Annotated in this window: 19 protein-coding genes and 1 pseudogene; 7 read left to right on the top strand and 13 right to left on the bottom strand. The window is 63.2% G+C overall.

What is annotated here, in order from left to right; genetic code table 11:
- Positions 1 to 68 precede the first annotated feature (68 nt).
- Both X742_RS165035 and X742_RS165040 read right to left on the bottom strand, forming a co-directional pair.
- Positions 69 to 437, bottom strand: coding sequence for a response regulator (locus X742_RS165035; RefSeq protein WP_023770363.1), 369 nt, complete (start codon positions 435 to 437; stop codon positions 69 to 71).
- Positions 438 to 683: 246 nt separating this feature from the next.
- Positions 684 to 1,313, bottom strand: coding sequence for a histidine phosphotransferase family protein (locus tag X742_RS165040; RefSeq protein ID WP_023770362.1), 630 nt, complete (start codon positions 1,311 to 1,313; stop codon positions 684 to 686).
- Positions 1,314 to 1,699: 386 nt separating this feature from the next.
- Here X742_RS165040 and X742_RS165045 point away from each other — a divergent pair, with 386 nt between their 5' ends.
- Entirely contained in the window at positions 1,700 to 2,236 is a 537-nt protein-coding gene (locus X742_RS165045; RefSeq protein WP_224530344.1) for an EipA family protein, read from the top strand.
- A gap of 156 nt (positions 2,237 to 2,392) precedes the next feature.
- Positions 2,393 to 3,547 (top strand): hypothetical protein, encoded by a 1,155-nt coding sequence (locus X742_RS165050; protein ID WP_023770360.1) that lies wholly within the window; start codon positions 2,393 to 2,395, stop codon positions 3,545 to 3,547.
- 46 nt (positions 3,548 to 3,593) lie between these two features.
- On the opposite strand, the pseudogene X742_RS01000000169620 reads toward X742_RS165050, so the two are convergent.
- The 5 genes and pseudogenes from X742_RS01000000169620 to X742_RS0135890 all read right to left on the bottom strand — a co-directional run bounded on the left by X742_RS01000000169620 (position 3,594) and on the right by X742_RS0135890 (position 7,131).
- Positions 3,594 to 4,273: pseudogene (locus tag X742_RS01000000169620) on the bottom strand (RNA methyltransferase).
- A 101-nt stretch (positions 4,274 to 4,374) separates the two neighbouring features.
- Complete coding sequence (locus tag X742_RS165055) at positions 4,375 to 4,719, bottom strand: metalloregulator ArsR/SmtB family transcription factor (protein ID WP_015316000.1); 345 nt, start codon at positions 4,717 to 4,719, stop codon at positions 4,375 to 4,377.
- 171 nt (positions 4,720 to 4,890) lie between these two features.
- The gene (locus X742_RS165060; RefSeq protein WP_023770359.1) at positions 4,891 to 5,652 is read right to left on the bottom strand and encodes a HugZ family protein; all 762 of its coding nucleotides are present in this window, start codon (positions 5,650 to 5,652) and stop codon (positions 4,891 to 4,893) included.
- Positions 5,653 to 5,761: 109 nt separating this feature from the next.
- Entirely contained in the window at positions 5,762 to 6,523 is a 762-nt protein-coding gene (locus X742_RS165065; RefSeq protein WP_023770358.1) for a 3-hydroxyacyl-CoA dehydrogenase, read from the bottom strand.
- A gap of 83 nt (positions 6,524 to 6,606) precedes the next feature.
- Positions 6,607 to 7,131 (bottom strand): N-acetyltransferase, encoded by a 525-nt coding sequence (locus X742_RS0135890; protein WP_031240082.1) that lies wholly within the window; start codon positions 7,129 to 7,131, stop codon positions 6,607 to 6,609.
- Positions 7,132 to 7,398: 267 nt separating this feature from the next.
- Here X742_RS0135890 and X742_RS165070 point away from each other — a divergent pair, with 267 nt between their 5' ends.
- Complete coding sequence (locus X742_RS165070) at positions 7,399 to 8,391, top strand: glutathione S-transferase family protein (protein WP_023770357.1); 993 nt, start codon at positions 7,399 to 7,401, stop codon at positions 8,389 to 8,391.
- Here the strand turns inward: X742_RS165070 and X742_RS165075 are convergent, their stop codons facing one another.
- Positions 8,392 to 8,889 (bottom strand): NUDIX domain-containing protein, encoded by a 498-nt coding sequence (locus X742_RS165075; RefSeq protein ID WP_023770356.1) that lies wholly within the window; start codon positions 8,887 to 8,889, stop codon positions 8,392 to 8,394.
- Positions 8,890 to 8,942: 53 nt separating this feature from the next.
- Between X742_RS165075 and X742_RS165080 the strand changes: the two genes are divergently transcribed.
- Complete coding sequence (locus X742_RS165080; RefSeq protein WP_023770355.1) at positions 8,943 to 9,872, top strand: metallophosphoesterase; 930 nt, start codon at positions 8,943 to 8,945, stop codon at positions 9,870 to 9,872.
- Here X742_RS165080 and X742_RS165085 read toward each other — a convergent pair.
- The 4 genes from X742_RS165085 to leuA form a co-directional block, all read right to left on the bottom strand.
- A complete protein-coding gene (locus X742_RS165085) occupies positions 9,856 to 10,470 on the bottom strand; it encodes a hypothetical protein (RefSeq protein WP_023770354.1) in 615 nt (204 codons plus the stop codon). The genes X742_RS165080 and X742_RS165085 overlap by 17 nt on opposite strands.
- Before the next feature lie 110 nt (positions 10,471 to 10,580).
- The gene (locus tag X742_RS165090) at positions 10,581 to 11,381 is read right to left on the bottom strand and encodes an alpha/beta fold hydrolase (RefSeq protein ID WP_023770353.1); all 801 of its coding nucleotides are present in this window, start codon (positions 11,379 to 11,381) and stop codon (positions 10,581 to 10,583) included.
- Positions 11,382 to 11,599: 218 nt separating this feature from the next.
- A complete protein-coding gene (locus tag X742_RS165095; protein WP_023770352.1) occupies positions 11,600 to 13,375 on the bottom strand; it encodes a hypothetical protein in 1,776 nt (591 codons plus the stop codon).
- 251 nt (positions 13,376 to 13,626) lie between these two features.
- Positions 13,627 to 15,366, bottom strand: coding sequence for a 2-isopropylmalate synthase (gene leuA / locus X742_RS165100; RefSeq protein ID WP_031247659.1), 1,740 nt, complete (start codon positions 15,364 to 15,366; stop codon positions 13,627 to 13,629).
- A 401-nt stretch (positions 15,367 to 15,767) separates the two neighbouring features.
- Here leuA and X742_RS165105 point away from each other — a divergent pair, with 401 nt between their 5' ends.
- Entirely contained in the window at positions 15,768 to 16,934 is a 1,167-nt protein-coding gene (locus tag X742_RS165105; protein ID WP_023770349.1) for an ATP-grasp domain-containing protein, read from the top strand.
- Between the two features lie 3 nt (positions 16,935 to 16,937).
- Positions 16,938 to 17,714, top strand: coding sequence for an alpha/beta hydrolase-fold protein (locus X742_RS165110; RefSeq protein WP_023770348.1), 777 nt, complete (start codon positions 16,938 to 16,940; stop codon positions 17,712 to 17,714).
- A 39-nt stretch (positions 17,715 to 17,753) separates the two neighbouring features.
- Here the strand turns inward: X742_RS165110 and X742_RS165115 are convergent, their stop codons facing one another.
- The gene (locus X742_RS165115; protein ID WP_023770347.1) at positions 17,754 to 19,289 is read right to left on the bottom strand and encodes an MFS transporter; all 1,536 of its coding nucleotides are present in this window, start codon (positions 19,287 to 19,289) and stop codon (positions 17,754 to 17,756) included.
- A 146-nt stretch (positions 19,290 to 19,435) separates the two neighbouring features.
- Between X742_RS165115 and X742_RS165120 the strand changes: the two genes are divergently transcribed.
- Complete coding sequence (locus X742_RS165120; protein ID WP_023770346.1) at positions 19,436 to 20,323, top strand: LysR family transcriptional regulator; 888 nt, start codon at positions 19,436 to 19,438, stop codon at positions 20,321 to 20,323.
- Positions 20,324 to 20,335: the final 12 nt, after the last annotated feature.

The following is a 20,335-nucleotide window of genomic DNA, read 5'->3' as shown; positions in this document are numbered from 1 at the left end:
GTGGACCATCATTTGTTTTTGCGTGCCGACGACAGACCTCCGCGCGGTTTGCCTGGAACGGCTTCCGTTCAGGCAGCGATTTTCAAGGCGCGAAAACGTTCGAGCAGTTGCGGGCGATTGAAGGGCTTCAACAGATAGCCCTGGGCGCCGGCGCGCTTGGCTCGCATGATCGACGCGATATCGAGTTCGACCAGCGAGATCAGGATCTGTGGCCTGATCGGGCTCTCCATGGCGCGCACGCGCCGGATGAGGTCGACCGCCTGCACGTCCGGCAAGGCGCCGTCGATGACGATGATGTCGGGCATGTCGGCGGCGCACATCTCCAGTGCGTCAAGCCCGCTGGCCGCCTCGATGACAGTCATGTCGGAACCGCCCAGGATGCGTTTTGCAACCTTCCTGATGACGCTTGAATCGTCGACAAACATGCAGCGCTTCATTTCCGCGTCCTCTTTGCCGTTGGGCGATCCGGTCGTGCGGGGCATCTACGGCGCAGCCTAGACCGATCTGGTAAAGAAGCCGAAAAGCCGTTAGGTAAAATTTTTGCAAAGATGCCGTTCGGCGGGTTTTTCCTTGCGGATGTTTCGGTGTTGACGAGCGGGCAAAGGTCACCGCGCCGCGATTGCGTCGTCAATGAGTATTTCAGACTGAAATACTTTATTCGGTCGCGCTGCCGGCTCCGATTTTCAGGCCACTGAGAGGACGATTTCTTCAGGCGTAGCGTGGATCGAAATCGTCATGTTGGCCTCGCGGGCCAACAGCAGCGTGTAATAAGGTTGCACCGAATGCGCGTCGATCGGCTCTTCCGGCTTGTGGCCGGAATGCAGTTCGAGGAATTTCGGCGGAACACGCAGCATCGGACCGCTTGCGGAAAGCGAAAAACGCGGCTCGGTTTCGAGATTCTCAAGCGTCACGACCAGTTTGCCGCCGCGCGGAATGGCGGCATTGGCGACCAGCAGCAGGTTGAGCAGCAGCTTGACCTTGTTCTTGGGCAGCAGCGCGCGGGTTCCCTTCCAGACCAATTCCGGCTTTTCGTTCTTGAGGAAGGCAATGGCGACGGCCTCGGCATCTCCGGTGTCGATCATCATGCCCGCAGAGCCGGCCGCACCGAAGGCGATTCGGGCAAATTGCAAACGGGCCGAAGCGTTTTTTGCACTCTGACGGATGAGCCGCATGGCGTCTTCGTCGGCACCGCCCTCGTCGAGCAGTTCAAGCCCGTTGTTGATCGCGCCGACCGGCGAGATGATGTCGTGGCAGACCCGACTGCACAAAAGCGCCGCCAGGTCGGGAGCGGTAAGGGTGAACAGATCGGCCATCGGCGAAATCCCTGCAAAATCTTCAAGTTGACGGCCGAGCGGTCGATCTTCGCGCCTGCCCACACGAATCACGCTTCAACCCAAGGCTTTCTGAATACACAGCGCCCGCGCGTGCAGCAACAAATCCAAAATTGTCGTCGTGGCATATGGCGCGTTCACGCAGGCTGCGTGTCCCTCGAGCGGCCAGGAGCCTTCGAACCGCCATCTTCATGTGGGAATTTAATGGTTGAAAAAGGATTACGGCATAGTTTGCCCCTAACAGTCATCCTTAACGGCCGCCTAAAAAGAGCCGCACGGATGCGAGGCGTCGGCGAAAGTGCTTCATGACGGAGATTGGAAGCATGTTTTCCCGAATCTATGACCGGAGTTTTTTCCGTGTCCTCTCAATGGCGATCGCGCTCATGGGCGTTCTCGTCTTCTCGACATCGCCCCTGCGGGCGCAGGAGTACACCGCTCAGGAGATTGTCGATTCCGGCCACAAGTTCTTCGGCGCGACGTCGGGCGGGTTGGCCACCGTCGTGGAGAAGATTTTCGCCTCCTACGGTCTGCCCAATGGCTACCTGCTTGGGGAGGAGGGATCCGGTGCGCTGATCGGCGGCCTGACCTATGGGGAAGGTACGCTCTACACCAAGAATGCCGGCGATCACAAAGTGTTCTGGCAAGGCCCGTCGCTGGGCTGGGATTTCGGCGGCGAGGGGTCACGCGTGATGATGCTGGTCTACAATCTCGACGATGTCGGTAACCTTTATAATCGCTATGGCGGCGTCGCCGGATCGGCCTATGTGGTGGCGGGCGTCGGCTTCAACGTGCTGAAGAACAACAATGTGCTGCTGGTGCCGATCCGTACCGGCGTCGGCGCCCGGCTCGGCGTCAATCTGGGCTACCTGAAACTGACCGAGCGGGCGACCTGGAACCCGTTCTGATCCGGCCGACATGAGCGAGCCACGGACGGTTCGATCGGATTCCTCAACCTACGACCCGAATCGGCCGCGGCAAGCCCTTGCCGCGGTGCCGGATTTCCGCCATGCCAAGATGGCACGGTCCAGCCTTCCAAGTTGTCGTCGATAACGGGTAGTCCTTTGGTTCAGTCGGTCCTGTTCTTTGCCCTCGGCTTTCTCTGTGCCGGCTTTCTGGCGCTGATGGTGGCTCCCGCCGTCTGGCGGCGTGCCGTCGCCCTGACCCGCAGGCGCATCGAAGCCTCCATTCCGCTGACGCAAGCCGAGATTCAGGCCGACAAGGACCGGATCCGGGCCGAATACGCCATGACGACCCGGCGCCTCGAAATCAACGTCAAGACGTTGCGCGAGAAGGCGGCCGAACAACTCGTCGAGATCAATCGCGGCCGCGAGGCGCTGAAGGCGCTGGCGGTGGAGCGCACGGACAAGAACCACGCGCTCGCCGAACTCGGCGCCAAGAACGAAGCTCTTCGACAGCGCGAAGAGGAACTGCATGAGCTTTCGGAGCGGCTCAAGGAAACCGAACGAAAGCTGGAAAGGCGGGCGCTCGATCTCGAGAAGCTGGAGCACATGTATGACGACGCCAGTTTTGCCTCTAGCAGCCGCCAGATCGAACTCGTGGCCCGCGAATCCGAATTGCAGAAGCTTGCCAGCGACATCTCGCTGCTGCGCGGCCAGCGCAAGGAAGCGGATCGGCGCAGCCAGGAGATCGCGGCCGAAAGCAAGGCCGCGCGCGATGCCTTGAAGGCCGAGAAGAAAAGGGTCGCCGAGCTCGACAAGAAGGTCGAGCGGCTGCTGGCAGCGCTCGCTGACCGTGAGGACAAGCTTGATCGGCGAGAAAAGGAATTGGCGCGGTTGCGGGAAAAATCGAAAACCGAGGACGGCGCACCGGCCCTGCGGCTGGTCGGCAAGCCCGATGACCCGGGCCGGCACGAGGAGGCCGGCAGGCGCGACGACGTGGACCGGGCGATTGCCAAGCTTGACGGCGACCGCGAACGGCTGGAGGCCAGGCTGACGGCACTGGCGCGCGAGAACAAGCGCCTCAAGGCGGATCTCGGCGCCGCGGCATCGTCGGGTTTGACGAACGGCAATGGTGCCGCGCTCCGTGAGCAGATGAATGAGCTGGCGGCGGAGGTGGTCCACCTGACGGCCAAGCTCGAGGGGCCCGATTCACCAATCGCCAAGGTGCTCGCCGCACCCCAGGACAACCGCTCCACCGGCCACGACCGCAGCCTCGCCGATCGCGTGCGCGCCTTGCAGAAAGCAGAAGCCAACTGACGCGGTGCAGGCTGACGCGTTCGCCATGTCCTGGCTCACATGATCGTCAGCGCGAGAAATGATGCAGGGCAATGGCTGAGGCGGCAGCGACGTTCAAGCTGTCGAAGCCTTTCGACATGGTGATCCGCACCGTTTGCAAGCGGGCAAGCAGGCTTTCGGGCAGGCCTTCGCCTTCGGTGCCGAGATAGAGTGCCAGCCGCTCGCCGCGCCGTGCATCGCGTATGTCGATCCGGCCGCGCGGTGACAATGCGAACTGGTGATAACCCCGGCGGTCGAGCTCCGCGGTGAAGTCCGCGGTGTCCGTGAAGGACGCAAAAGGGATCTTGAGCGCGGCGCCGACCGAAACTCGGATCGCCTTGCGGTACAGCGGATCGCAGCATGTCCCGTCCATCAGCACCGCATCGGCCCCGAAAGCGGCGGCGTTGCGGAAGATCGAACCCATATTGTCGTGGTTGGCGATGCCGACAGGCACGACGATCAGGGCTTGAGCGGGCAAGGCATCCAGCAATGACCCGGGCGGATGCGGCGTCTCCTTGCGGCCGATGGCCAGGACGCCGCGATGCATGTGGAATCCGGCAATCGCGTCCATCACCCCACTGGCGACGACGTAGACCGGTAGGTCCGCTTGTGCCTTGCGCAGAACCTCTTCCACNGATCGCGCTCGCGGATATCGAGATAGGCTGCGACACGCGGATCGCGTGGATCGTCGATGCGAATTGGGTCCATGTCCCGCTCAACAATCGAAAGCGTGGTTGGTGCGCCGGGAAAGACACACCAACCACGCTCCGGAAATCGTCAGCGAGGTAAATGGCTGCGGCAGCCCCCGGTCAAGTCCCGGCGCGGCGCAACCTCTGCGCCATTTGGGACAGATCCTCCTTACCGCCACCGAAAATGCCTTCCAGCATGGCAAGCAGTTCGCGTACAGCATCGGATTTGCAGGAATAGTAGATCATCTGGCGATCGCGGCGGGTATCCACGAGGTCGAGCGCCCGCAACTTGGCCAAGTGCTGCGAGAGGGCGGATTGGCTGAGCATCACCTTTTCGGCGATGGCGCCGACCGACATTTCGCCGTCGATCAGATAGCTCATGATCAACAACCGTTTTTCGTTGCCCATCAGCATCAGAAATTCGGCAGCTGATTCGGCGTTGGCGATTAGCTTTGTCGAGACCATTGATGCCCCATGCTTTTTGCTCATCGAGGCGCCATGGGGGCGATGGTGCCTGAATCCATAAATTCACTGTGAAGATGCTAACGAGTCAGCACCACACCTAAAGCCTAGAACATTTCTTTCAAATCTCAAGCGTTGCTTTTGATCAAATGCAATTTAAATCTCCCTTTGCGCCTAGGATGCCGCCCTGGCGGCCCTCGCCATTTCAACCAGAGCGGGACGCAATTCATTCGCGTCCACCAGTGGTTGCGGGAAGAACACTCGGCAAACATCGTTCCCAGACACCAGGTCCATGCCATCGGCATCCAACCCGGCGATGGTCCAGCCATCACCTGGCGCCTTGGCAAAGTGATGGGCGTAGTTGGCGATCGCGTCGAGATGGTCCGCATTCATGTGCTCGACAGCCGACTGTTCGCTCGCCGCGAGCTCTTCGACAATCGGCCCGGCGGTGACCAGATCGGACCGGTCGAGCAGATAAGCCCTGCCGAAGCCGCCATTGAGGCTGGCGCGCTGCGGGTCGAGGCGGAAGATCGAAAAGTCGCCGAGCCCGGCATAGAGACTCGCCTCGGGATTGCGGTTGAGATAGCGGCGCTCGGCGCGGGCATGCGCCTGCGAGCCGCGCTCCAGCCGCGATGCCTGGCAGACCAGCGTCAGCCGCGGATGTGCCAGCGGATCGCCTTTGCCGGGCTCCCCGAGCAGAAGGGAACAGCGCGGATCGGCAAGCAGGGCTGGCGTGTGCGCCGCGAGCATCGACACCAGGATGAGCGGTGCGCCGCCAATGTCGGTGGCGACGCCGACCCGGCTGGCCAGCGGCGCCCCGGTCCCCGGTTCCAGCACCGCCAGGGCGCCGAAACGGGCACTGCGCAGAAGCGTTTTCGCCAAGCGGATCGCCTCGGCGTCGGTCTCGCGGATGACATCCTTCTTTCGATCGTCCAAGTTCTCGCCCTGCCAAGTTGATTTCCTATTCCGCTTGTCAGCCGATGATGCCGGACTTGGCAAGGGGAGCCACCCGCGCAAACCGCTTCGCAGCTTGGGGCGACACGCCTTACCTCGGCGCCATGCGGATGGCGCCGTCGAGGCGGATGGTCTCGCCGTTCAGCATCTGGTTCTCGATGATGTGCAGGGCAAGCGCGGCATATTCGGATGGTTCGCCGAGCCGTGACGGGAAAGGCACGGCGGCGCCCAGCGAATCCTGCACGTCCTGCGGCATGCCGGCCATCATCGGCGTCTTGAAGATGCCGGGCGCGATGGTGCAGACCCGAATGCCGGAACGGGCGAGATCGCGCGCCACCGGCAGCGTCATGCCGACGACGCCGCCCTTCGAAGCCGAATAGGCCGCCTGGCCGATCTGGCCGTCATAGGCGGCGACCGAAGCGGTGTTGACGATGACGCCGCGCTCGCCGCCCCGTAGCGGCTCGAGTTTCGCGGCGCGGTCGGCGACCAGGCGGATCATGTTGAACGTGCCGATCAGATTGACCTCGATCACCCTGCGGTACTGGTCGAGCGGATGCGGTCCATCCTTGCCGATCGTCTTCACGCCGATGGCGATGCCGGCGCAATTGACCAGGATGCGCGGCTCGCCCAGCTTGGCGGCAACCTCGGCCAGGGCGGCGACGCCACTGTCGGCACTCGCGACATCGCACTGGACGGCGATGCCGCCGCTCTCGGCCGCGACCTTGGCCGCGCGCTCGATGCCAATGTCGAAGATGGCGACGCGGGCTCCCTTGGCGGCGAGCGCGCGTGCCGTTGCCTCGCCAAGGCCGGAGCCGCCGCCGGTCACGATTGCTATCTGGCCGCTGGGGTTCATGGCGTCATCCTTCCCGCGAGAATGGGCTTGCTATCAAATAGGACGGATCAGGCCCGGATCGACGGGCCAGGTCAAGCCATCGCCTAGACGTGCTCGGCGGCCCTGGCCTGGCTGGCGTGACCAACCTCGCCGGAAAGCCTGGCAACCGCGCCCGGCGTGATCTCGTGCGACAAAAGGCGGTCGAGGTCGACAGGCCTTGGCATCGAAATCTGACCACGGGGGATGCGCTTGAAGCCGAGCGGCCCGTAGTAAGGTTCGTCGCCAACCAGGATGACGGCCGGCGCGCCAGCCTTGCCGGCCGCCTCCAGCGCGATCGCTACCAGCCGGCGGCCGATGCCGAGGTTCTTGAAGGCGGGCCGTACCGCGAGTGGCCCAAGCATCAGCGCCCGGCCGGCCCCGGCCGCTATGCGCGTCATGCGCACAGAGGCGACGACGAGGTCGCCGTCGACCGCGACAAAGGACAGGGCGCGCTCATGGCCGCCGGCCTCGCGGATCTTGTAGGCGGCCAGCACGAAACGGCCGGGGCCGAAGGCCTCGTCGTTAATGGCTTCGATTTGAGGGTCATGCGCCGGGGTTTCCGGCAGGTATTTCACGTCGGCAAGGCTCATGGTCTTTGCGTTCCGGTAGAGGAGGAAAGATTGCTGCAAACGGCAGCATTCGCCAGTCAGCGCTTCATCAAGCGCGGGCGCCCTTTCGTCGTCGGTCAAACCGGATCAAGGCAAAGTCGAACATGCGGAGTGTCCGCTAGCATCAATTTTGCGCCGCCGCAATCGACCCGTTCGCCGGCACTACCGATTGACGATCTGTTCAGCCCTGGATGATTTCCGCCTTACCGTAGCGCGCCCTACATGACGGGAAACGCGAAAGGACAATTCATGGGATTGCTCGTCGATGGCAAATGGCAGGACCGCTGGTACGACACGAAGAACAGTGGCGGCAAGTTCGTGCGGGCGCAGTCGCAATGGCGCGACTGGATCACGCACGACGGCAAACCCGCCGAAGGCCGCAGCCGCGGCTTCAAGGCGGAGCCCGGCCGCTATCACCTTTACGTCTCACTCGCCTGTCCCTGGGCGCACCGGACGCTAATTTTTCGCGCACTGAAGAGGCTGGAAGGCATCATTTCCGTCTCGGTGGTTCACCATTTCATGGGTGCGAACGGTTGGACGTTTCTCGCCGAGGACGGCGCCACCGGCGACACGCTCTATGGTCTCGACTTTCTGCACCAGATTTACACCGAGGCCGATCCTGCCTATTCAGGCCGGGTGACGGTGCCGGTGCTGTGGGACAAGAAGGAACAGACGATCGTCTCCAACGAATCCTCCGAGATCATCCGGATGCTCAATTCGGCCTTCGACGAATGGGGCAACGCCAGCTTCGACTTCTACCCCGAGGCCCTGCGCGGCGAGATCGACGCGATCAACGCGCTGGTCTATCCCGCCGTCAACAATGGCGTCTATCGTGCCGGTTTTGCCACCACGCAAGCGGCCTATGAGGAGGCGTTCGGCGCGCTGTTTTCGGCGCTCGACACTCTGGAACATCGCCTTTCCAGGCAACGCTACCTGGTGGGTGATCGCATCACCGAGGCCGACTGGCGGCTGTTCACCACCCTGGTGCGCTTCGATCCGGTCTATGTCGGTCACTTCAAGTGCAACCTGCGCCGCATCGCCGATTATCCGAACCTCTCGAACTATCTGCGCGACCTCTATAGCGTGCCTGGCGTCGCCGGGACCGTGAACCTGCGCCACATCAAGGCGCATTATTACGGCAGCCACGAGACCATCAACCCGACCCGGATCGTGCCGGTCGGGCCGGCGCTCGACTATGGCGCGCCGCATGATCGGGCGCGTTTTGGAAGGGCTGCCGCCTGACTACCAATAGGGCGATGCCGGCACGTTTGCGAAAATTTCGGCGATCCGCCGCAGCGTTGCCGGCGTCGTGCCCTCCGGCAGGCGATCGAGCGGGAAAAAGCCGGCCTCGGCGATTTCATGGTCGGGCAGTTTCGGTGCGGTCTGGCTGAACTGTTCGACGAGATAGAAGCCGACATGGTCGCGCCGGCTGGCACGGCGGTTGAAATGCATCGATTTGAGAACGGGCGCGTCCGTGATCTGGATGTTGCCTTCCTCGTAAAGTTCGCGCGCCAGCGCCTCGGCCATCGTCTCGCCAACCTCGACGCCGCCGCCGGGAAGCTGCCAACCGGGCACATAGGTATGGCGGATGAGGAAGACGGAATTGGTGCCGGCATCGTGGATGAGGCCGCGCACACCGAGCGTCATCGGCCGCCGCAGCACGAAATAGAGGTGGAACAGCCAGGCCCTCAAACCCGCCCAGCCGGTCTGGCGGAAAGGAGCCTCCTCGTCGCTCGCCATCAGTAGCGAAACCNTGGGTGGAAAGGGGCGCGCACGTCGCCTATGAAGGAGGGATGTTCAGGCTCGCGCATATTTCCGATGTCCATCTGGGGCCGCTGCCCGATGTATCCTATCGCGATCTCGCCTCCAAGCGCGTGCTCGGCTACGTCAACTGGCAGCGCAACCGCCGCCGCCACATGCACGATGCCGTCATCGACGCCATCGTCGCCGATATCAAGGCGCAAAACCCCGACCATCTCGCCATCACCGGCGACCTCGTCAACCTCGCCCTCGACGGTGAGATCGAGATGGCCAAACACTGGCTCGAGACGCTGGGGCCACCGCATGACGTTTCGGTCGTGCCGGGAAACCATGATGCCTATGTGCCCGGCGCCTTCGACAAGGTCTGCCGGTCGTGGGCGGCGTGGATGAGCGGCGACGGTGTCAACACGCCGGTCGACCGCAATGCCTTCCCATATCTGCGCGTGCGCGGCAACATCGCGCTGATCGGGGTCTCGACGGCGCGCGCCACGGCGCCCTTCATGGCCAATGGTTTCTTCATGGAGGGGCAGGCGGCTCGGCTCGGCAAGATCCTCGAGAGCACGGCGAAGCAAGGGCTTTTCCGCGCGATCATGATCCATCATCCGCCATTACGGGGCGCCGTCTCCCAGCACAAGCGGCTGTTCGGCATCGCCCGCTTCCACAAAATCGTCCGTCGCCATGGCGCGGAGCTTGTGCTGCACGGCCATTCGCATCTGCCGTCGTTGTTCCAGATTGGGCTTCGCGGTGCAAAGATCCCGGTCGTCGGGGTCGCGGCCGCCGGCCAGGCGCCGGGCGGCAATCACCCGGCAGCACAGTACAATCTGTTCGACATCGACGGCGAAAAGGGTAACTGGCGTATCCACCTGACGCGACGCGGTCTGACCGGACCGTCGATACCGCCTTCCGATCTGCAGAGCCTGGAACTCGGGGTCGAGCCCGGCGAGGCTATGGCCGCCAGTTGAGAACCATGGCCGAGATGCGGTCCCACAGCAGCGCGGCCGACAACGCCAGACCAACCAGCGCGCCGGCGGCGACCAGCCCAAGCCCGGACAGGAAGGCCCACCAGCCCTTGCCTTGCGTCGATGCTCGCAGCGGTGGCTCGGCTTCCGCGACCTCGGCGCGTTTCAAACCGGCGACCGCCGGCTCGACGCCACCTTCCATCATCCTCTGGCGCTCGACGATGCGCTCGGCCACATAACGCGTCACGGAATCGGCGACCGGCTTCATCTCGGTCGACTCGGCAAGCACGACCCGGCCAATGCGTGTATCCTTGAGGAAACGGTAGGTGCGACGGTCGCGTCCCATCGCGACATGGCTGACGGCATCGATCCACAGGCGCGGCTGCAGCCCCGAGGAGACGACAAAGTCGAAATTGTCCATGTCGGCTGGAACGTCGGCAAAGATGGGCGCGAGGTCCGCGGCCAGCAGGTCCAGGCGCATGCGGTGCGCCTCGCGCATGTCGACAACGACATCGTCGCGGTCAGCGAAGGCATTCTTCACATCACGGATGGCATCGGACAGTTTCTTTGACGGATCGATCTTTTCGCCTGCGTCCTTCATCGGCGTGGCCTCGCGGGGTTTTGGTTAACAGGCAGTTAACACAGCCGAAGCCAAAATGCACTGGCGAGATCAAAATGGCAGGGCTCCCGCTCGGTGCCGCGCGGGACCTCTCAGCCGGTGGCGGCGAGTTTCGGGCGCAAGGGCCTGGCGCGGCGGTTCATGTTGCGCTGTATGATCATGGCGACCAGATCGGGCGCCTCCTCGATCAGCATATGGCCAGCCTCCAGCACGTGGTGCACGTGAAATCGCGCGGGCAGACCATCCATTTGGGTAACGGGTAGCATCGGGTCATCGCTCCCCCATACCACCGTCACCGGCATGGTCAGTGTGTCCAACCGGTCGCGCGGGATGACGCCCTGCCGGTCGTCGCTGGTCATGGCGGCAGCAATCTCGATCAGTTTCTCCACCTGGCCGGGTCGCCCGCGCATGTCGCGGAGGGCGTCCACGGTGTCATCGACAGGGCGCGTCAGCGGTCCCGACATCGCGCTTAGGCACGCCCGGATGTCGGAGGAATCCCTTGCGGCGGCAAAGCGGCGCAACAGCGGGCCGTTGATCTCGGGGCCGAAGCCGCCCGGCGCCAGAAGTGTTAGCGAGGCCACCCTCTCGGGTTCCGCCAGTGCCATCAGCGTCGCCACCGCGCCGCCCATCGAGTGGCCCACCAGATGAACGCGCTTCACCGATCGCGCGGTGAGATCGGCCAGGACGGCCCTTGCCGCCCCCTTGGCCGGGCCGGCGCCGGGCAGATCGAGCGACAGCCCGTGCCCCGGCAAATCATAAGCCAGTGTGCGCACCGCAGGCGACAGCGACGGGATCACTTCGTGCCAGACACCATGGCAGCCGCCAAAACCATGCAGCAAGGCGATGGCCTTCGAGCCAGTACCCTGTTCGGTGGCGTGAAGCGATGCGATCATGAAATGTGAAAGCTTATGACGGGACGGCAAGATGGGAATGCGGCTGGATTGCTCCTTGTCCACGATGGCCAGTAAAATTTTCGCGACGGCTGGCGGTTGCGAGCTCTCGACCTCGCGAAGTCGTCTGACAAAGGCGGCAAATCAGTCGAATCGGGGGTTTGCCACCTGCTTTCGGCGGGCAACAATTCGGTTGGTCCAAACAACCCGTTGGTGGGACGTCAGCTCGCGTTGCCGAGGCCCGCCGCGCGCAGGGCCCCAACCAGCCGCTCGGTCAGATCGGGCGGATATTTTCGTTCGACGAAGGTCGCGCGCGGATCGGCGGCGAATTTCGGAAATTTGGCGGTCAGCTCGTCGAGCAGCTTGCGCGCCAGATTGTCCCGGCCGGCGATCTTGGCGCCGATCAGCCGGGCGGCAAGATAGTGCGACTTGGTTGCGGTTGTTCTCAAAGAGGAACTGGCGATGGCGGCCTTGTTCGTGTCGCCAAGCATGAGTTCGCCGGCGAAAAGTCCGAAATCCCACCATGTCGGATGACCGCTGGAGGCGTCCACCGCCTGGGCCAGGATCGGCGTCCCCTCGGCATACCGGCCGGCGAAAATCAGCCCATAGCCGTAAGCGGCGGCCATGGCGAGATCGTAGGGATTGAGGTCATAGGCCTTGCGCATCCAGCGCAGCGCCTCGTCAGCGTTGCCAAGACGCGAGTTGATGTAGCCGTAGGAGCGATGCGCATAAGGACTGGTCGGTCCCATCTGCACGGCGCGATGGGCAAATGTCATCGCCTTCTCGATCGTGGCATCCGGCGGATAGGCGTAGTGGTCGTTCACGGCCTCCAGGTGCAGCGAGGCGAGTTCCGAATAGACCAGTGGTGACTTGGCGCCGCGTTCGGCGAGGGTTTCGAGGCAGCGATAGGCGGCTTCGTGGGTCCTGGCGTTCTGGTCGAGATAATATTTGTCGTTGAGCGTCAGGCATTGCGTGAGGACGGTCTGAATGCCGCTCTGTTCGAGATAGCTGTAGATTGTGCCGGAAGCGGGAAGAGTGGACGTCAAGATGCCGGCTATACGGTTCTCGACGGCGGCCGGTGCGCTGTCGGCGGCGGTCAGGTTGCGCGACAAAAGCACCCGTCCGGTCGCCACGCTCTGCAGTTCAATCGTGATTTCGCCCGTATCCGGCCCAGGCAGAATATCGAAGATGAAGCTCGTGGCATTGGTGGCCGGATCGGTTGTGGCGACCGCGTCGCGACCGATGAAATCGATCGTATCGAAACCGCTCAGGCCGGCGCGCAGCGATGCGGCGACACGGCTGGCATCCGTGCCACTGGCCTTGTCGGCGATGTAGACGAGCGGCAAGGCCTCGCTGGCGGGAGACGGCGCGACGCCGCCGGCCAGGCCCGCGGTCTCGAGCGTGGCCGCAAAGTCGCCGCCTGCCAGCAGCGCACCGCCGCCCTGACGCAGGATCAAAACACCAAGCATGGCGATGACGACAGCGATCGCCATCCAGAAGAATCGGAGGTGACGTGCCACCGACGGCGCCGGCGCGACAATCGGCGCCAATAAGGCAGGGGCCGGAGTGGCGCTCTCGGCAGTGCCGCGTTGCGCCGATGGAGCCGCCGCCGCTCCCGTCTGCGTGGCGAGTTCGGCCGTCTCCGGCAAGCGGATCGCGTTGAGCTCGTAGGCCGGGACGTAGCCGCCGCGCGGAATGGCTATGCGGACAGGCTCCGCAACACCTTCATTGGCGAAATATTGCTGCAGCAAGTCACGCAGCCGGCCGGCCTGAACCCGCACCACCGCATCAGTCGAAGGATCGAAATCGCCGTCCTTGCCGAAGACATCCATGGCGATGGAAAAGCCCTTGAGCCTGTCGGCTTCGCCTGCCTGTTCGCGCTCGACAAGATAGCGCAACAGCTTGCGTGCCCGCTCGGATCTTCCGAACGTTTCGCTGGCAAGCAGTCGCTCCAATGTTTCGCGCACTGCGGGGGCGGCAGGCGTGGCATGCTGCAAGTGTCGATCCTCTCGAAGTCGGCACAGGTTAAGGCGCTGATCATATAATGCCCGCACCGCCATACAAGTATACACCCATTATGCGATCGCCTACCCCACCGGATATTTTGCCGGTGGTTAATGAGCAGCGCGCGACAGGATGGCCAGGGACGCCGGAGCAATCCTTATCGAATCCCATGGATGCCAAGACCTTGTTCAGGCCCGAAAAATAGCGGCGCGAGAGCAATCCCGGCTCTCGCGCCGACGGCGAACTATCGCGCGTTGCGGCCGACGATACGATTGGCCGCTGACGTTACCGCTTCCAGAGAGGCAGCGACGATGTTGGTGTTGATGCCGGCGCCGAACAGCTTGCCGCCGGGATATTCCATCTCGACATAGGAGATGGCCGACGCATTCGAGCCGCGCTGCATCGAATGCTCGGAATAATCGAGCACCGACATCTCGACGCCGACATGGCGTGACAGCGCATCGACGAAGCCGTCGATCGGGCCGGTGCCGGTGCCCGATATCGTCACTTCCTTGCCGTGGTCGAGGATGACCGCCTCGACTACGCGCCGGCCCTTCACCTCGGTGGCCGGATAAGTGTGATGATCGAGGAATTTCAGGCGGGCGCCAGGCTGGTCGACATAGGTTTCGAGGAAGCGGTCATGAATACGCTTTGCCGGCACTTCCTTGCCTTCGGCGTCGGTGATCGCCTGGATAGCCTGGCTGAATTCGATCTGCAGGTTGCGCGGCAAATTGAGGCCGTAATCGGCCTGCAACACATAGGCAATACCGCCCTTGCCCGACTGCGAGTTGATGCGGATGATGGCCTCATAGCTGCGGCCGACATCGGCCGGATCGATTGGCAGGTATGGCACTTCCCAGTGCGGCGTGTTGGCCTTCTTCAAGGCCTTCATGCCCTTGTTGATGGCGTCCTGGTGCGAGCCGGAAAAAGCAGTGTAGACGAGTTCGCCGACGTAGGGGTGACGCTCGGGAATCTTCAGCTGGTTCGAATACTCGTAGACATCTTTCATCCGGTTGATGTCGGAGCAGTCGATGCCCGGATCGACGCCTTGCGTGTACATGTTGAGCGCCAAGGTGACGATGTCGACATTGCCGGTGCGCTCGCCATTGCCGAACAGAGTGCCCTCGACCCGGTCGGCACCAGCCATCAGGCCGAGTTCGGTGGTGGCGATGCCGGTGCCACGATCATTGTGCGGATGCAGCGAGATGATCAGGTTTTCGCGGTTGTCGAGATTGCGGCACATCCACTCGATGCGGTCGGCATAGATATTGGGCGTCGACATCTCGACCGTCGACGGCAGGTTGATGATCAGCTTGTTGTCGGGCGTCGGCCTGACGATTTCGGTGACGGCGTTGCAGATCTCCAGAGCGACCTCGAGTTCGGTGCCGGTGAAGCTCTCCGGCGAATATTCGAAGCGATAGCCGCCGCCAGCCCTGGCAGCCATGTCGGTGATCATCTTGGCCGCGTCGGTCGCGATGCGCTTGATGCCGCCGACATCTTTCTCGAAGACGACGCGACGCTGCAACTCGCTGGTCGAGTTGTAGAAATGCACGATCGGGTTGGTGGCGCCCTTCAGCGCCTCGAAGGTGCGGCTGATCAGTTCGGGCCGGCACTGCACCAGCACCTGCAACGACACATCGGCCGGCACATTGCCTTGCTCGATGCACCAGCGCGCGAAGTCGAAATCGGTCTGCGAGGCGGACGGGAAGCCGATCTCGATTTCCTTGAAGCCCATGTCGAGCAGCAGGCCGAACATGCGCGCCTTGCGCTCGTGGCCCATAGGATCGATCAGCGCCTGGTTGCCGTCGCGCAAATCCACCGAGCACCACATCGGCGCCTTGTCGATCACCTTCGAGGGCCAGGTCCGGTCGGTGAGGCCGACGGTCGGGTAGGGCTGATATTTTCGGGCTGCGTCCGGCATGCCCCGGCCAATTTGCTTGCCGGTCGCGGCCTCGCTGGCGCGGATGTCTTCTCGTGCGTTCATCGTCGTTTCTCCCGGCGGCTGGCGGGTCCACCTTTCAGGCGGATGTGGAGCCAAGCGGCGCCTTTACCAGAATTTCGTTCGCTTGATATGATCTGCCAAGGAGCATGCGCTTGCGCGGCGGTTCGACCGCCGGGCGCTCCTTCAGCGAACCCGGCGATCGCCGATAAGGCCGAGAAGAAGCAGGGTCGAGGCAAGCGCGCGCACGGTCTCGCCGGCAAAGCCGGTCTGACGGGAAGCGGTGGTGGCGCGCATGTTCATGGCCGCTCTCATACAGGAGCGGCCCTTGGGAGGCAAGCGGTGCCGACCCTGTCGAACATCATCCCTGGCGCGGATGCTCTTCCCCGCGCGCCGCAAATGGGCCAGACTTGCGAACCGGCGGGTGTCGTCGGCAGGGGGCGTTCATGAATTTCGTGTTCTTCTCGCCGCATTTTCCCGCCAATGGCGCCGATTTCTGCGACCGGCTGAAGAAGGCCGGCGCGACCGTGCTCGGCATTGGCGATGCGCCCTATGATGCGCTCGACGGCAAGCTGAAGCAGGCGCTTTCGGAATACTACCGCGTTGCCGACATGGAGGATTACGAGCCGGTGTTCCGGGCGATAGGCCATTTCATCCAAAAATGGGGCCGCATCGATCGGTTCGAATCGCTCAACGAGCACTGGCTGGAACTGGAAGCCAACATCCGCACCGACTTCAACATCTACGGCACCAAGCTCGATTTCGTGAAGAATCTGAAGCGCAAGAGCCGCATGCGCGCCTTCTTCCGCAAGAGCGGGGTCGAGACGATCGCGCAGCGCAAATGCTCCGACCGGGCCGGCGCCATGACCTTCATCCGCCGCGTCGGCTACCCCGTGGTGGTGAAGCCGGATTCGGGCTCCGGCGCGTCGAACACGTTCAAGATCTCCAATGCGAAAGAGCTCGACCAGTTCTTCCGGGACAAGCCGGAGGACGTGACCTTCGTCATGGAGCAGTTCATCGAAGGGCTGGTGGTGACCTATGACGGATTGATCAACCGCGACGGCGAAGTGGTACTGGCGGCCAGCCATCGCTACGACCAGAGTGTCATGGACGTGGTCAACAAGGACCGCCACATGAGCTACACCTGCTTTCCCCGGATCAGGCCCGTCGTCGAGGAGGCGGGCCGCAAGATTCTGAAGGCGTTCGACGTGCGCGAACGCTTTTTCCATATCGAACTGTTCGAGACCAGGGACGACCGCATCATCGCGCTGGAGGTCAACATGCGGCCGCCCGGCGCCTGGATGACCGACGCGATCAACTACACCTTCGACATCGATGTCTACGCGGCATGGGCAGACATGGTGGTCAAGGATGCTGCCGGCGGCCCTTATGAGGGCAAGTATTTCACCGCCTATGCCAGCCGCAAGCGCCACATCGACTATTTGCACAGCCATGGGGACGTGCTAGCCGCCCACCGCGACAAGATCGTCCATCATCAGCCGATAGAAGAGGTTTTCAGCCGGGCCATGGGAAATTACGCCTACCAGATGCGCTCGAAGGATCAGGCTGATCTGCGCGAAGCGGTGGCCTATATCCACGCCGAAAAGGCTTGAGGCATGGACATTTCCTATCACAAGGTTTTCGCCCGTAATCTCGGCCGCGACATGGAGTACAAGCGCTACGGGCATGCCGGCCGGCCGGTCGTGGTGTTCCCGACCTCTCAGGGCCGGTTCTACCAGTTCGAGGATTCCGGCGGAGTGGGGGCGCTCGCCGAGTTCGTCGATACCGGCCGCATCCAGCTGTTCACCGTCGACGGCATCGATACAGAATCCTTCTTCGCCAGGGATGTCGATGCCGTGCATCGCATCGACCGGCACGAGGCCTATTTCCGCTATCTGCGCGAGGAGGCGCTGCCGGAATTTCTGGAAACCGCCGCGCAAGCCAATGGCGGACGGCGGCTGAAACCGCTCTTCTCGGGCTGTTCGATGGGCGGCTACCATTCCTCGAACTTCGTCTTCCGTTTTCCCGAGCTCGCCAGCGGCGTCATCTCGCTGTCGGGGGTCTATTCGGCCCGCGATTTTTTCGGCAAGGCGCTCGACGGGGACATCTTCTACAACTCGCCGCTGGATTATCTGCCAGGGATCGTCGACCCGAAACTGCTGGCGCGGCTGAAGGCGCTCAGGCTGATCTTCTGCTGCGGGCAGGGCGCATGGGAGGAGCGCATGCTGGTCGAGACGCGCCAGCTGGAACAGATCCTGCGCGACAAATCCATTCCGGCCTGGGTCGACTATTGGGGCGGCGACGTCAGCCATGACTGGCCGTGGTGGCACAAGCAGCTGGCTTATTTCTTCGGCCGCTGGCTGGATGACGATCTGATGCACAGGCTGGACTAAGGTGCATTGATATTCAGCTGGCCTGAGAATGGCTGACGCCTACCCTTCCTGGCAGGCCGGCAGCGGTTCGGTGTCGTGCTCCGCCGCCGATCCGCGGCGCAGGCCGAGAAAGACGACGAGGGCGGTGACGATGGTGATTGCCGCCAGCACGACCAGCAGCCTGTCGAACGCGGTTTCGTAGGCCTCGACCAGCACGACGGCGCCGGCCGCCGGCAAATGGTGCGCGGCTCCACCGACATTGCCGGTCACCAGCAATTGCGCCGCGCCGCCCGCGTCGCTGGAAGACGCAGCGCCTCGACCGGTGAGTTGCGCGGCGGTGAAGCCTGACAGCGTCGCCATGACGATGGCCAGCGCCACACCTTCGCAAGCGACACGGGTGGTGTTGAAGATGCCGACCGCCATCCCGGCCCGCTCCGTCGGCACGACGCTGACGGCGAGCCCGTCCATCAACCCCCAAGGCAAGGCGATGCCGACGCCGATCAGGGTCAGCGGCGCGACCAGCGCAACGTCAACCGGTGGCGTCAGGCTCAGCCAGACAAGGCCGGCCGCCGCGACGAGCAAGCCGACGCCGCAGATCGTGGCCGGAGCGATCCAGCGCGCCAGCTGGCCGGCGAGCAAGGGCAGGAACAGCAACGGCCCGGAGAGGCAGATCATCAATTGCCCGGCCTTGATCTCGCTCATCCCCTCGATGCCGATGAAGCGGATTGGTAAAAGTACGAGCAGGACGACGAAGCCATAGGCGGGCGCCGCCGCAAGAAACTGGACGCCGACAAAGCGAGGAAAGCGAAACAGGGTGAGATCGAGCATCGGCCGGCGCGCGCGCCTCTCGGCGACGACAAACAGCACAAAGCAAAGGACGGCGACGACGAGAAGCGTTGCCACCAGCGGATCGGCCCAGCGGCTCTGGGGCGCCTGGAGCACGCCATAGGTCAGCGAGGCCAGCGCGAAGGTGAACGTGGCGGCGCCCGCCCAGTCGAGGCCGGTCGCATCCGGATCACGCGATTCCCTGATGGTGCGCAGGCCGAGGGTTGCCGAGGCAGCCGCAAGTGCCATGACCAGAACAAAGATCGACCGCCAGCCGAAGGCGGAGATGAGCAGGCCGGAGGCGATCGGGCCGAAGGCCAGCCCGATGCCGAAACTGGTGCCGAGAAAGGAGAAGGCGCGCAGCCGCGATGGTCCCTCGAATTCCTGGGCAAGCGCGGAGGCGCCGCCGGCGAAGGCCAAGGCACTGCCGAGCCCTTGCGCGGCCCTGAAGATGTCGAACCAGGCGATGTCGGACGCCAGCATCGCGCCGAGCGAGGCGAGAATGTAGAGGGCGAGACCGACGAGGAAGATTCGCTTGCGGCCATGATTATCGGCGAGCGCTCCGGCTGCCATCAGGCTGGCGGCGAAGGTCAGCATAAAGGCGTTGGTCACCCAGTTGAGCGCGATCGGGCTGCCGCCGAGATCGGCCGCGATCCGGGAGAGCGCGACGGCCGGGCCGGTGAAGGTCAGAGGCATCGTCATAGCGGCAAGGCATACCGACAAGAGCACGAGCCATCTATCGGCCGGGCCGGTTATGGTCTTCAAGGTCATGGGTTTTCCCATCTGAGCGGTCCGCGCCGGCATGCGCGAAACCGCGGCGCCGATCATGCGGACCAAGATAGGTCAGAGACAGATCAGGAATAATACTATTAAATATCCTGATATAACGGACTGAAACGCTCGAATGGAGCAGCATGGTGGATCGCCTCAGCGGCCTTCTGGCTTTCGCCCGCACCGCCGAGTTCGGCAGCTTCGTCGCCGCCGGCCGGGCGCTCGGCATCTCTGCTTCGGCCGTCGGCAAAAGCGTCGCGCGGCTCGAACAGGAACTCGGCGTTCGGCTGCTGCAGCGCTCCACGCGGCGGATCGGACTGACGGAGGAGGGCAAGCTGTTCAACGAGCGCGTGCGGCGCATCCTCGACGACATCGACGATGCCGAGGCGATGCTGTCGCGGACAAGGGAGACGCCGCGTGGACGGTTGCGCGTCTCGACCCCGATCGTCACCTACCATCTTTTGCTGCCGGTGCTGTCGGAGTTCATGGCCCGCTATCCCGAGATCGAGCTCGATATCGATTTCAACGACCGGATCGTCGACGTCATCGAGGAAGGCATCGATGTCGCCATCCGCAGCGGCGAGCTGCCCGATTCACGATTGGTGTCAAGACCTATTGCGCCCTTCCGCATGCTGCTGTGCGCGGCACCCTCCTATCTCGAGCGCCATGGCACTCCCAGCGTGCCGGCGGATCTCATCAGGCATTTCGGCATAAACTTCCGCTATCTCAACAGCGGCAGGCTGCTGGGCTGGCCGTTCATTACCGGGAGCGCCCAACCGCTGATCCGTTCGATGCTGACCTGCAACAACATGGAAGCTTTGAAAGGCGCCACGATCGCCGGACTCGGCATCGCCTGCATGCCCGATTTCCTGGTGCGGGATGCGCTGCGCGAGGACCGGTTGCGCACCGTGCTTGACGATCATGTCGACGGCCGCGGCCAGTTCCGGATGCTATGGCCCTCCAATCGCCATCTGTCGCCAAAGGTGCGCGTCTTCGTCGACTTTCTTCCCGAACGCCTTGCAGCCGAGCGATAGCGGTGCCCTGGT

This window comes from Mesorhizobium sp. LNHC229A00 (assembly GCF_000502415.1).
GTDB lineage: Bacteria > Pseudomonadota > Alphaproteobacteria > Rhizobiales > Rhizobiaceae > Mesorhizobium.
The sequence above is the reverse complement of the archived record's forward strand: the minus strand, read 5'-3'. Positions and strand labels throughout refer to the sequence as shown.

Excerpts from the sequence above, each read along its gene's own strand:
- leuA (WP_031247659.1), bottom strand. The coding sequence starts at position 15,366 with ATGAACGCACGAGAAGACATCCGCGCCAGCGAGGCCGCGACCGGCAAG.
- X742_RS165065 (WP_023770358.1), bottom strand. The coding sequence starts at position 6,523 with ATGAACCCCAGCGGCCAGATAGCAATCGTGACCGGCGGCGGCTCCGGC.
- X742_RS165105 (WP_023770349.1), top strand. The coding sequence starts at position 15,768 with ATGAATTTCGTGTTCTTCTCGCCGCATTTTCCCGCCAATGGCGCCGAT.
- X742_RS165080 (WP_023770355.1), top strand. The coding sequence starts at position 8,943 with ATGTTCAGGCTCGCGCATATTTCCGATGTCCATCTGGGGCCGCTGCCC.
- X742_RS165085 (WP_023770354.1), bottom strand. The coding sequence starts at position 10,470 with ATGAAGGACGCAGGCGAAAAGATCGATCCGTCAAAGAAACTGTCCGAT.
- X742_RS165035 (WP_023770363.1), bottom strand. The coding sequence starts at position 437 with ATGAAGCGCTGCATGTTTGTCGACGATTCAAGCGTCATCAGGAAGGTT.
- X742_RS165040 (WP_023770362.1), bottom strand. The coding sequence starts at position 1,313 with ATGGCCGATCTGTTCACCCTTACCGCTCCCGACCTGGCGGCGCTTTTG.
- X742_RS165110 (WP_023770348.1), top strand. The coding sequence starts at position 16,938 with ATGGACATTTCCTATCACAAGGTTTTCGCCCGTAATCTCGGCCGCGAC.
- X742_RS165075 (WP_023770356.1), bottom strand. The coding sequence starts at position 8,889 with ATGGCGAGCGACGAGGAGGCTCCTTTCCGCCAGACCGGCTGGGCGGGT.
- X742_RS0135890 (WP_031240082.1), bottom strand. The coding sequence starts at position 7,131 with ATGAGCCTTGCCGACGTGAAATACCTGCCGGAAACCCCGGCGCATGAC.
- X742_RS165115 (WP_023770347.1), bottom strand. The coding sequence starts at position 19,289 with ATGACCTTGAAGACCATAACCGGCCCGGCCGATAGATGGCTCGTGCTC.
- X742_RS165045 (WP_224530344.1), top strand. The coding sequence starts at position 1,700 with ATGGCGATCGCGCTCATGGGCGTTCTCGTCTTCTCGACATCGCCCCTG.
- X742_RS165090 (WP_023770353.1), bottom strand. The coding sequence starts at position 11,381 with ATGATCGCATCGCTTCACGCCACCGAACAGGGTACTGGCTCGAAGGCC.
- X742_RS165055 (WP_015316000.1), bottom strand. The coding sequence starts at position 4,719 with ATGGTCTCGACAAAGCTAATCGCCAACGCCGAATCAGCTGCCGAATTT.
- X742_RS165070 (WP_023770357.1), top strand. The coding sequence starts at position 7,399 with ATGGGATTGCTCGTCGATGGCAAATGGCAGGACCGCTGGTACGACACG.